Raw genomic sequence first — 9,877 nt, forward strand, 5'->3', positions numbered from 1 at the left:
GCCGCGCTTTATCTGCTCGTTTTCCTGTCGGCGATTGCGCTGCTTGGGAGCCTCAACGAAGCTGGCGTCGATGATCTTGCCGCAACTGGCAATCAGGCCCAGGTCGCATAACTTTGCGTTGAAGAGTTCGAACACCGCAAGCATGCCATCCGCGCCAAGGCGTTCCTTGAAAGACCAGATCGTCGCGTGGTCCGGAGCACCATCACCCGGACGCAACCCGAGGAAACGAAGAAAGCTGAAGCGGTCTAAAATCTGGAACTCCGTTTCCTCGTCGGACAAGTCGAAGAAGCGTTGCAAGATCAGCACCTTGAGCATCAACACCGGACACCACGGCGGTCGTCCCCCTTCTTCTGGTCGCCGTAAGCCAAGTGATCCTCAAGCACCAGGCGGAACGACTCCCAGTCCATTACCAATAGCCGATCAAGGCCGCTTTTACGCTCCGAAGCGGTGTCTACGTGGGACAAAATATCGAACAGATTACTTTGGCCACTGCCTGTCTTTACGCGCATGCCCAAGAATCATCGATGCCGACCGGAACCGTAGAGGTTAATCGAAGTGCCCATAAATTTCAAGCAATTAAGGCTTTTAGGTTTGACCTGACATAAGCCATTGAACTATATCGTTATCCCTAATCGTTATGATACCCTCGTGAGCTAAAAAACTTTAAAGTCATCCACTCACATCCCCTACCGATTCAAGGATATTACCCAAGGCCAAGGCATCTAAGAATCACTCCAACCCCCTAATATATGTATACGATCCCAAAGTATCTCTGGAGACATCTATCAACAAAATTGAAGACTTCAACTCGGTCATTTGTGTCCGTTTTAATCATGCTAGCTGGTGTTCACACAACCTTTGCACAAATGCCGAACACCACAACCAATCGCCTCGCCACACAGGCCGATGCCGATTATTGGCCCAACGTAAACGTCGATGACTACATCTACTTTTCACCCGATGACAACCACGGAGGCCTTTATGACAGCCCACCCGTAGGTCTCGGTAAAAAAGTCCACATCTATGCGGGCGATTACACACGCATTAGCCTCAAAGGCGACTATGCGGTAAATAGTCAGGCGCAACCTACCGTAATCACAAATCTTGGAGGACAAGTACGAATAGTTGGGACTACGGATTGGCTACGGTCACTGAGCATCTCAGGCTTTATGAATGTCCACGTAACCGGTAAATACGATCCAGTCGCCCAAACAGGGGATCCCAATTACCTCGGCCACAACGGAGGTGCAAATATGGGGGATGGTGAATACTATCGTAACTATGGCATCTGGGTCGATAACCTCTGGGCAGCCCATCGTGCCTCAGCTGACCCATTGAACACAACTGGCGTTGGAAATCTAGTTAGGATTCAAAACTTCGATTACTGTAAAATCAACTATGTAGCCGCTTTTGGGGGCGGGTTTGCCGCATTCAATCTAAAGAACGATCAGCCATACGCACCGGATGGCGTCTGTGAAGTGGATGCACAGGACTGCTTTGCTGCATTCACAACGAGCGAATCATTCTATATCGGAAAGTTCACTGCAAATTATGATAGGACGAAACTAACCTTGCGTAACAACATTATGTTCTTTTCTGGCACTGAAGCAATGCAAACCGATGGTTTGGTCGAAGGTTCAAGAATTGAGAATAACATCATTTACGGCTCGGCTTCCAACTTCCGGACTCCCTTCCAGAGCAGCTATCAAGAAGGCCTGCAGCAATTATCCTATTCTGAGGGCGATATCGAAGTCAGAAATAACGTCATGGTTGGTGGTATGGGAATGATGCAGACAATTCGCAAATCGGACAATGCTTCCGAAGGATCTCCATCTGCGAGTAAGAAATTCATCTATGACAATAACTACTTAGGCATGGGCCGCGCGCACGCCAGTTACATTTGGAATGGAGATGACATTACCCCCTACGAATTCACCAACAATATTTGGGGACCACTGGATGTTCCCAACACGAATGATGCTTATACTAACGAAGTCGACGCAACGGCTTTCCAGGAAATTGGCGTCACGGGCAATCCGACACTCATCTCAGGGAATCTATACGATCCGCGTCTCCAGCAATGGGCTTACACCTATAACGGTGGAACTTGCGTAACAGAAGTGAACAATGAATGGAGGAATATACCGCAGATCAAATTCATGGACACTGGTTTTGCGGATGATTTTGACATGCGTAGAGTCACTATTTGGGCGCCTATATTCGAGACTGATGGCTATGCAGGTCGCGATGGTGAGTATATCACCTATCAGACAGGTGATGTCGTCATTCACTACGATATGACTGGCAGCGAAGCTGGCATGACCAAACTATACCAGTGCATCTCCGGCTACACAGGTGATGCTACAAATTATTACTACCCGGACCAATCCCCAACTAAATGGCAGCAGCTCACTTGGAATGGCAATAACATGCCCCCAGTGGACGTTCGCATTCAGCCAGATACCTTCTACAACTATCGTGGATTGGGATTAACCTATAATCCTGCGAATCAGAATGCAGACGATCTGGAAGCACCCGAAATCACCCTCCTCGGCGGCAGTAAAATCAGCGTCGAAGTCGGTAGTTCATATTTCGATCCGGGCTATATCGCAGTGGATAACGTAGACGGAAACCTAAGCGAATCCGTCGTCACCACATGGATTACCGACCCCATCGACATGAACCAGACTGGTGAGTATGCCATGACCTATGATGTGATGGATGCTGCAGGCAATAAAGCTAACACCGCCTTTCGCACAATCTATGTTTCTGATACAAATATCACCTACGGAACCGTATCCAAGGTTAACATGCACAAGAACAGTGGCGTCAACAGCCTCTATCCGGATTGGACAGACTTGGGCAATGGTGGCACAGGATTAGAATACAACGGCTTACCCACCAATACCGATCTCTACGATGTCAATGGCGCCGCTACTGGTTGGCACATGTTGATTGAAAATATCTATCAAGGTTATTCTCAACACTCAAAGATATTCACTAACTCCCCCGGACTAACGATTGGTGATTTTCCCGCGGCAATCACTCGCCAAGGCATCAAAATCACCGCTCCGTATAATAACCCATGTGTCTTTCGCTTGACAGGTATGGACCCTAATAAATACTATGAAGTGAGCTATACTGGTTATATTGAAAATTACGTTGGCTACAACATCGATGCGACGCTACTGGATGCAATCACAGGCGAAGGTGATACCATTATCGTTGAAGAGAATGTCGATCAAGTTGGATTAGTCGCTAACGCAAAGCCAGATTCTACCGGCTTGATGGATCTCATTTTTACAACTGAGCATCCGATCGGAACCCCCAACATCAGCGGACTCATCATTACTGAAAAAAGCGGTTATGGCACAGCTCCATCAGGGATCACACGAGCTCCTTATGGTGGTGCAGTACATAGCATCCCGGGACGTACCGAAGCCGAAGACTATGACATCGGCGGCGAAGGCGTCGCCTACCACGATACGACAACCGGTAACACACCAAACAATTATCGAACTGACGACGTAGATGTAGGCACCACCTCTAGTGGCTATATGGTTGGCTGGATCAACAACGGCGAGTGGTTGGAATATACTGTGAATGTCGCCACTACCGGCAACTATGATCTGAGTATCCGACTCGCTCAAAACGCTCATACCAATAAGTCCATAGGTATGTCTATAGATGGAGGCACACCTGTTTCCGTGACCACCACACACACCGGTGGATGGAATACTTATTCCACCTTCACATCGAGCGGTATATACCTGAGCGAAGGGCAACATGTCCTACGTTTTGAACTAAATGCTGGCTACAATTTCGACTGGTTTGAACTAAGCCAAAACTAATTCTCATCTCATACGTAAGCCGCCTTGGAGCCACAGTGCTCAAGGCGGCTTTTATTTGAATCACTCACCCCATGAAGCGCATTCTACCAACAATTTGTGTCTCAACTTTCATCACGCTGCCCCTTCAGCTCACTTACGCACACGACCTAGCGCCAGCAATGCGCCATTTTAAAGAACAATTCACTCAGGATTTATCCCACTGGACCATCGAACAACAACCGAACGGCAAGACTGGGATCCAAGAAGGCCAACTCGTGATTAACGACGATGCGGGTGCAACTGTATGGTTTCATGAACGCTTGCATTCACCACTGCGTATTCGCTTCCAAGTTCAAGTCGCTTCATCTGGCCGCATTTCCGATATCAATATGTTTTGGATGGCACGGGACCCGAGCACCCCGGAAAACCTCTTTCACGATAGCCATACACGCAACGGACGCTTTAACAGCTATAGAGGTTTGGAGACTTACTATGCTAGCATCGGAGGCAACGACAACCAAACGACCCGCTTTCGCCGTTACGATGGATTAGGTAACCGACCCCTTCGACCCGAACATGACTTAAGAATAGAGACTGGTTGGATTCAGCCAGATACGCCCATCCTCATAGAACTCACTGCCGTCCATGGAAAGGTCCAAGTTTTCCGTGACGGTGCACTTATATTTGAATTCGATGACTCCGAATTCCTGGCATCAGGATGGTTTGGCATCCGCACCGTTAATAGTCACCTGAAAGTCGACTTTGTTGAAATCGTTTCAGTCGCCTTTCCAGCTTCAGGTAAAGCAAATTACCCCAGATAATGGATACAAAACACACCCAACAGTGTCCAAACTTATGGCACTGTTGCCGAAATGACACCTAACAACAGATGCTACAGCTAGGTAGGCTAAATTTTGAGCGCTTGATAATGATAATTTAAATACAGATTATTTCATCACATTAACTAGGATTATATTGCGATATAGATTTTTTGAATCTGACTCAAACAATATACTATAAAGTTATACCAATTTAATATAAATCTATAACAAGCTAAAAATCTAAATATTATATAACGTAATACCTTATCTTATCCATATCGTCCTATAAAAATAGTTCCCGTAGATAATTGCCCTAAGGCTCTCCCCCTCCCCCCCCCCTTTAAATTATCATATAATTATGAAGTCGATCACTGCAACAATCCTCACCTGCTGCATCGCTGGCCTAACGACGAGCTTTGGCGGCGTCCCGATTAATCGGAGCCTCGAACTCATCCAGGAAATCGACGTCAGCCGACTTCCTTCCGACAAGTCTCAGTATAAAGAATTCCCTGAAGGAATCACTGAAGTCACCACTATATTAGGTGAGTCGGCACGAGTGATCCCGAATGACAAGCCAGGCATCAAATACTTCGGCTTCCTAATCGGTAAAGACAAAGGCTTGGAAGCAAATGCAAACTATGTCCTTGAGGTCGTCTACCCAGAAGACACACCACGCTCAACGATTCTAATTAACCGAGGCAATGAAACGCTACGCGGCTTCTACACGGGTAATACACTTGGTGACTGTCTAAACCCTCGCTATGTCTACCAAGCCCCTGAGTCTTTGGAGATTCCGCTTTCCGGTAAGTACCAAGCCGTGCACATGTGGATGCGCCTACAGGATCATATCGCGGAATCCGGAGGGTTTCGTGGTGCTGTCGTGCCGGATGAATCGAAAAGCAAGCGGACGATGACACCTAAAGACGGATTCTGGGTCTATATCACCCAATTCGAGCCGGAGCAGGCCCCGCTCTCACAAGGTGCGGCGATCTCTAAAATCCGCCTCTACAAAGCACCTGCCTTTGAAGATTTTGCATTGAAGATCAACTACCCACCAAGTGATCTCCCACGGCGCCACTTGTTTTTCAGAGAAGAAATGGCTGATGGAGTCATCGGCGGCCACAATTCTGGAGATGGCTGGGACGATCATATGGATTACTACCGCGGCAAAGCCGAGATGATGCACTTCCTAGGGATGAACACCATGGCAAAGGATCTCTTGGAATTCGGAGCCAACCAAGGATGGAATTCTTCAAAATTCGGAGGTAGCAATTGGGTCTACCAATCTAAATCTCCCGAGCGCTGGAGTAACCTGATCAAAGTCGCTTCAAACTACGATCTATCCGTTCTGCCCTATTATGAATATGCGGGCAGCAAAGGAAAAAATGGACTCGGCTTTGAACTCAGAGCCCAACCGCTTAACGGTAAAAACTACACCCATACAACGTGGACCGAAACCGCACGTGCAGATTTGACAGATCCAGACACTTTCGAAGATCTCCGCAAAATGCTGGAAATTACAATTGTTGAAGAAAAGGACAACGCAGATATTATAGGTGCTTGGTTACGCCCTCGCCCGAGTCAGCTCGCCATTAGTTTTGCCGATGCCACCATTCAACGCTTCGCAAAAGAAACCGGCAGCAGTGACGTGACCCGCGGTGAGCTCAATAAGCGTGGTGAAACTTACAAAGCCTACCTTGAATGGTGGTATGGCAAGCGTAGGGAATTCTTAACCAAACTCAGAGACTACCTACAAAGCGAAGGTATCAAAGATGCATCGATCTATTACACAGCTGACACAACCGAGCCAGGCTGGATCCACCCTGAAGGTGTCGGCACAGGCCTCGTCGTTGAAGATGAGAGCGCTTGGAGAGATGTCGACTTGAAAAAGCCACCAGTTCAATTGCAGACCACTATTGACAATCACTGGTCTTACAAAGCACTCACCAACGTCCGCAAGACTTGGGGAAAATGGGAGCACGAACACGCCAAACCGGTATACGACCCACATGCGTACAAAAATGTCGAAGACATTTATCCAACCTACTCTTTCAATCGCCTATCCTCAGTATCCGATCCGATGGCGCTCGAAGCATTCGAGACAGCCTCCGGCATGGCCATGATACGCCACTACGGTCTAAACGAAAACATGCTCCGTATCGAACGAGGTAAAAACGAGAAGCCACTCGATCCACTGGGCTATTTTGTAGCCGATATGGAACGTGTCGGACCACATATAATGCTCCCAGAAGCCAACGCCATGGCTAACGGAAATCCAACCAGTATAGGCTATTTAGCATCAAACAATTTCAATCGTCTCTCTCCATCCTATGTGCGTCGTTTCAACGCGGCCTACCTAGCACTTCCAGCGTTGCCATCCAAAGTTGTCGACGGAGCCGCATCCAACTCACAAATTGTTGTGCGCCGAATCGATGCAGGTGAACACGGCACCTACTATGCAGTGGTCAATCCAGGTTATGAAGGAGTCCGAGGTGTCTCGATCAAACTGCCTGATAATGGTGAGGTCATCGATGCAACCACTGGCCAAGCACTTCCTCGCTCCACAACAGGTAGCATTCGCTTAGACTTCGATGCCTGTCAGCTAGTAGCACTACACATGCGCTAGTTTCAGCATAACCGTTTTACTGCGGACACACTATCCGATTTGGGATGACTTCAACTTCTGAACCCGTGAGTATCTGACGAAACTCTTTGTTGTAGAGCGGATCATAGTCGCAGACAAATAGACGCCTGCTTTTTAAGAAAGCCATCATAACGATCAGTCATATTGCGGGTAACCTGAGCCATCATCACTCCATTCACCTGACAGCCGATGTGAGCGACCTCCACCTTACGCTTCGCCAAGTTTATAACGAAAAACACATGGTATCTGTCCAACTTTACGAGACCGGCTCACTTTTAAGTGACCCGTATAACTACAATTCTTTCAACCTTGCAGTCCAACCATAAAACCATACAGCGAACCAGATGAAAACGACTTTGGATATTGCTGACGACCTGCTGATCAAGGAAAAGCTTGTTGCTACCAAGCGACACACCACTCTAAAAGCATTAGTAGAGCACGCGTTGAAACGTGAAATCCTGTCTGACGAACCCACGACCGTAACAGACGATAATCTGATTGAAATCGGCTCCCGCGGATTGCCTCAATACAAACGATTAGTCACGACGAAACGTGTCGCCTCAGAGACAATCTACGAACGAATGGAAGAGGAAGGCATCTGAGAATGTTTTTGCTCGATGTAAATATCCTGATCGCAGTGCTTGCCCCGCAGCATGAGCACCACGACAAGGCGGCAGGCTGGTTTCTTGCAAATCAGAGGCAAGGATGGGCAACTTGCCCTTTGACCGAAAATGGTTTCATCCGAATCTTTGGCCACAGCAAGTATCCTGATGGTCCGGATGACACTGAAATTGCCTGGCAATTGTTGTCGAGCCTGTGCTTACAACCCGGTCATCAATTCTGGTCGGACGGGATTTCACTGTTGGACCAGAAGAAAATATCCAATTTTAACCGTCTCAAAGTAAACGTCCGGCGGTCGCTTTTGATTACCCACAAGTTATGACTTTAGTGAGAATCCAAATGTAAAATCAGCAAGGCGTGTAAGTCCCCTCCACATGATGATGTTCCCTGGCGCGGGGTCTCGTGCGCGCGCGAGGTAGCCGCCGAGCTTGGCGATTTGCGTGATGTAGTCTGAGAGCAGCAGCGGTTTGTTCGTCGTGTTTGATTTGGCTGCCCGCAATCGATCCAATACTCGGATCTCATCGACGATGAGCGCGATGGATGCAGGAGCTTGAGGTTCTTCCCGGTTGACCATGGTCATCCAAAATATCCGCCATGCCAGTATACAGCAGGTTGCGATTAGTCGGATTAAGCGTTTAGCAGTGCGCAAGCCAGAGGCCTCAACTTTGCAACCAGACTTCAGGACCTTATGGAACACCTCAATTTTCCATCGCAGTGCGTACCACTGCAATTTTTCAATGGCTTGCTTGCGAGAGGCCACTGGCAAGTCGGTGAGTAATTTCCATTCAATAGGCGCACGACCTTGGGGAGCGTCTCGTTCAACGGCGTGTAAAACGGTGAGATCCAGCGGAGGATAATTAGACTGCTTGCCCACAGGAGGACGGATATGGATCTTTCGGTATTCTAATTCGAGAACGACTTTGGCTAACTTGTCCTTACTGTCGGGAACCTCAATGCGATGTAATCCCTTCACCGGCACAACGGCCATTTCCTTAGCCAGATAACGTAGGTATTGTTTCGCACATTTGATTTGCGGCTCGGAGGAAGGTTCCAAGAACGAACCGAAGCAATGAACGAAACGGAAACAGAGACAGCTACCGTCGTTGACTAGACGATCAACGCAAGTGCGCACGAGAAAATGCGAGCCGGTTTCATGCGCCGCGCAAAACAGCTCAAAAATATCACTCTCTCGATCACCGATATGGACGCAACGATCAGGCTTGCCCAGCAGACTGGTTGATTCTCGCAAGTTAAGCAACCAGCGTATGCTTTCCTTCTGCTCAATGGGCACGCGAGTGGGATTGATTTTGCGCTTAAGCGCATTGGCTCCTTTAAACTTGTTACGTGTCCAAAATCTCGCAGCGCCCAAGCCCAGTGGCACTCCACCGGTCGTCACCACCAAGCTGGAGTGCATGGACAGACCACGTAAAGGATGTTTTTCACGCCACTGCGCGTTTTGAGCAAGGCGTGGCTTGTGCAACAGGCCGATGTTTTCGCGCTGATAGCAAAACTCGGTCGTATCATGCAACACCAGGACCGTGCCGCATGTGCTGGCGAAACGCTCACTGGTGGAGCGAAAATGCCCCGCGAGAATATCCGCATCACTGACCCGATCGTTGTCAAAAAAACGATACGCCGCCTTGGCGTTTGACCAGTCTTGGCAAGCCCAGGGAATGCTTTCGGCGCTGGCACCATCAAGTTGTTGGAGTACCGTCCTAAAACGCTTGCTCAATCGCTCGTCCTTGAACGAGCAATTAGAAAGTTCTTGTTCAATCCAACCCGAAGAGGCTGGAACTGACCTGCTCCCCTTAAACTGAGCCAGCGTAGTGTTCGTATATTCTCGTCTGAAAGGGATCAAAACGCGAGGAATGAGAACCGATGAAAAAGAACGGCAAACGATTCAAAGAGGAACAGATAATCTATGCTTTGCGGCAAGTCGAAGGGGGTCGTAAGATCGCTGA

The 9,877-nt window shown here is 48.4% G+C and carries 8 protein-coding genes; 5 read left to right on the plus strand and 3 right to left on the minus strand.

Annotated features, from left to right (window positions below; genetic code table 11):
- Both IE065_RS17510 and IE065_RS17515 read right to left on the minus strand, forming a co-directional pair.
- On the minus strand, positions 1-315 hold a 315-nt coding region (locus IE065_RS17510), incomplete at its 3' end, for a transposase (RefSeq protein ID WP_229792152.1).
- The gene (locus IE065_RS17515) at positions 315-509 is read right to left on the minus strand and encodes a hypothetical protein (RefSeq protein ID WP_189517531.1); all 195 of its coding nucleotides are present in this window, start codon (positions 507-509) and stop codon (positions 315-317) included. The genes IE065_RS17515 and IE065_RS17510, both read right to left, overlap by 1 nt.
- A gap of 357 nt (positions 510-866) precedes the next feature.
- Here IE065_RS17515 and IE065_RS17520 point away from each other — a divergent pair, with 357 nt between their 5' ends.
- The 5 genes from IE065_RS17520 to IE065_RS17540 all read left to right on the plus strand — a co-directional run bounded on the left by IE065_RS17520 (position 867) and on the right by IE065_RS17540 (position 8,238).
- Positions 867-3,851: a carbohydrate-binding protein gene (locus tag IE065_RS17520; protein WP_189517533.1), complete on the plus strand. Its 2,985-nt coding sequence runs from the start codon at positions 867-869 to the stop codon at positions 3,849-3,851.
- A gap of 71 nt (positions 3,852-3,922) precedes the next feature.
- Positions 3,923-4,651, plus strand: coding sequence for a DUF6250 domain-containing protein (locus tag IE065_RS17525; protein WP_189517535.1), 729 nt, complete (start codon positions 3,923-3,925; stop codon positions 4,649-4,651).
- Positions 4,652-5,009: 358 nt separating this feature from the next.
- Positions 5,010-7,277, plus strand: a complete 2,268-nt coding sequence (locus IE065_RS17530) for a hypothetical protein (protein WP_189517537.1) — start codon at positions 5,010-5,012, stop codon at positions 7,275-7,277.
- Between the two features lie 362 nt (positions 7,278-7,639).
- Positions 7,640-7,897, plus strand: a complete 258-nt coding sequence (locus IE065_RS17535) for a hypothetical protein (RefSeq protein WP_189517539.1) — start codon at positions 7,640-7,642, stop codon at positions 7,895-7,897.
- 2 nt (positions 7,898-7,899) lie between these two features.
- On the plus strand, positions 7,900-8,238 hold the full coding sequence (locus IE065_RS17540) for a PIN domain-containing protein (protein ID WP_189517541.1): 339 nt from the start codon (positions 7,900-7,902) through the stop codon (positions 8,236-8,238).
- On the opposite strand, the gene IE065_RS17545 is transcribed toward IE065_RS17540, so the two are convergent.
- On the minus strand, positions 8,233-9,774 hold the full coding sequence (locus tag IE065_RS17545) for an IS4 family transposase (protein ID WP_268244973.1): 1,542 nt from the start codon (positions 9,772-9,774) through the stop codon (positions 8,233-8,235). The genes IE065_RS17540 and IE065_RS17545 overlap by 6 nt on opposite strands.
- Positions 9,775-9,877: the final 103 nt, after the last annotated feature.

This window comes from Cerasicoccus arenae (assembly GCF_014651635.1).
GTDB classification, from domain to species: domain Bacteria; phylum Verrucomicrobiota; class Verrucomicrobiia; order Opitutales; family Cerasicoccaceae; genus Cerasicoccus; species Cerasicoccus arenae.

Coding starts and splice junctions, on each gene's coding strand:
- IE065_RS17530 (WP_189517537.1), top strand. CDS start 5,010: ATGAAGTCGATCACTGCAACAATCCTCACCTGCTGCATCGCTGGCCTA.
- IE065_RS17525 (WP_189517535.1), top strand. CDS start 3,923: ATGAAGCGCATTCTACCAACAATTTGTGTCTCAACTTTCATCACGCTG.
- IE065_RS17515 (WP_189517531.1), bottom strand. CDS start 509: ATGCGCGTAAAGACAGGCAGTGGCCAAAGTAATCTGTTCGATATTTTG.
- IE065_RS17535 (WP_189517539.1), top strand. CDS start 7,640: ATGAAAACGACTTTGGATATTGCTGACGACCTGCTGATCAAGGAAAAG.
- IE065_RS17520 (WP_189517533.1), top strand. CDS start 867: ATGCCGAACACCACAACCAATCGCCTCGCCACACAGGCCGATGCCGAT.
- IE065_RS17540 (WP_189517541.1), top strand. CDS start 7,900: ATGTTTTTGCTCGATGTAAATATCCTGATCGCAGTGCTTGCCCCGCAG.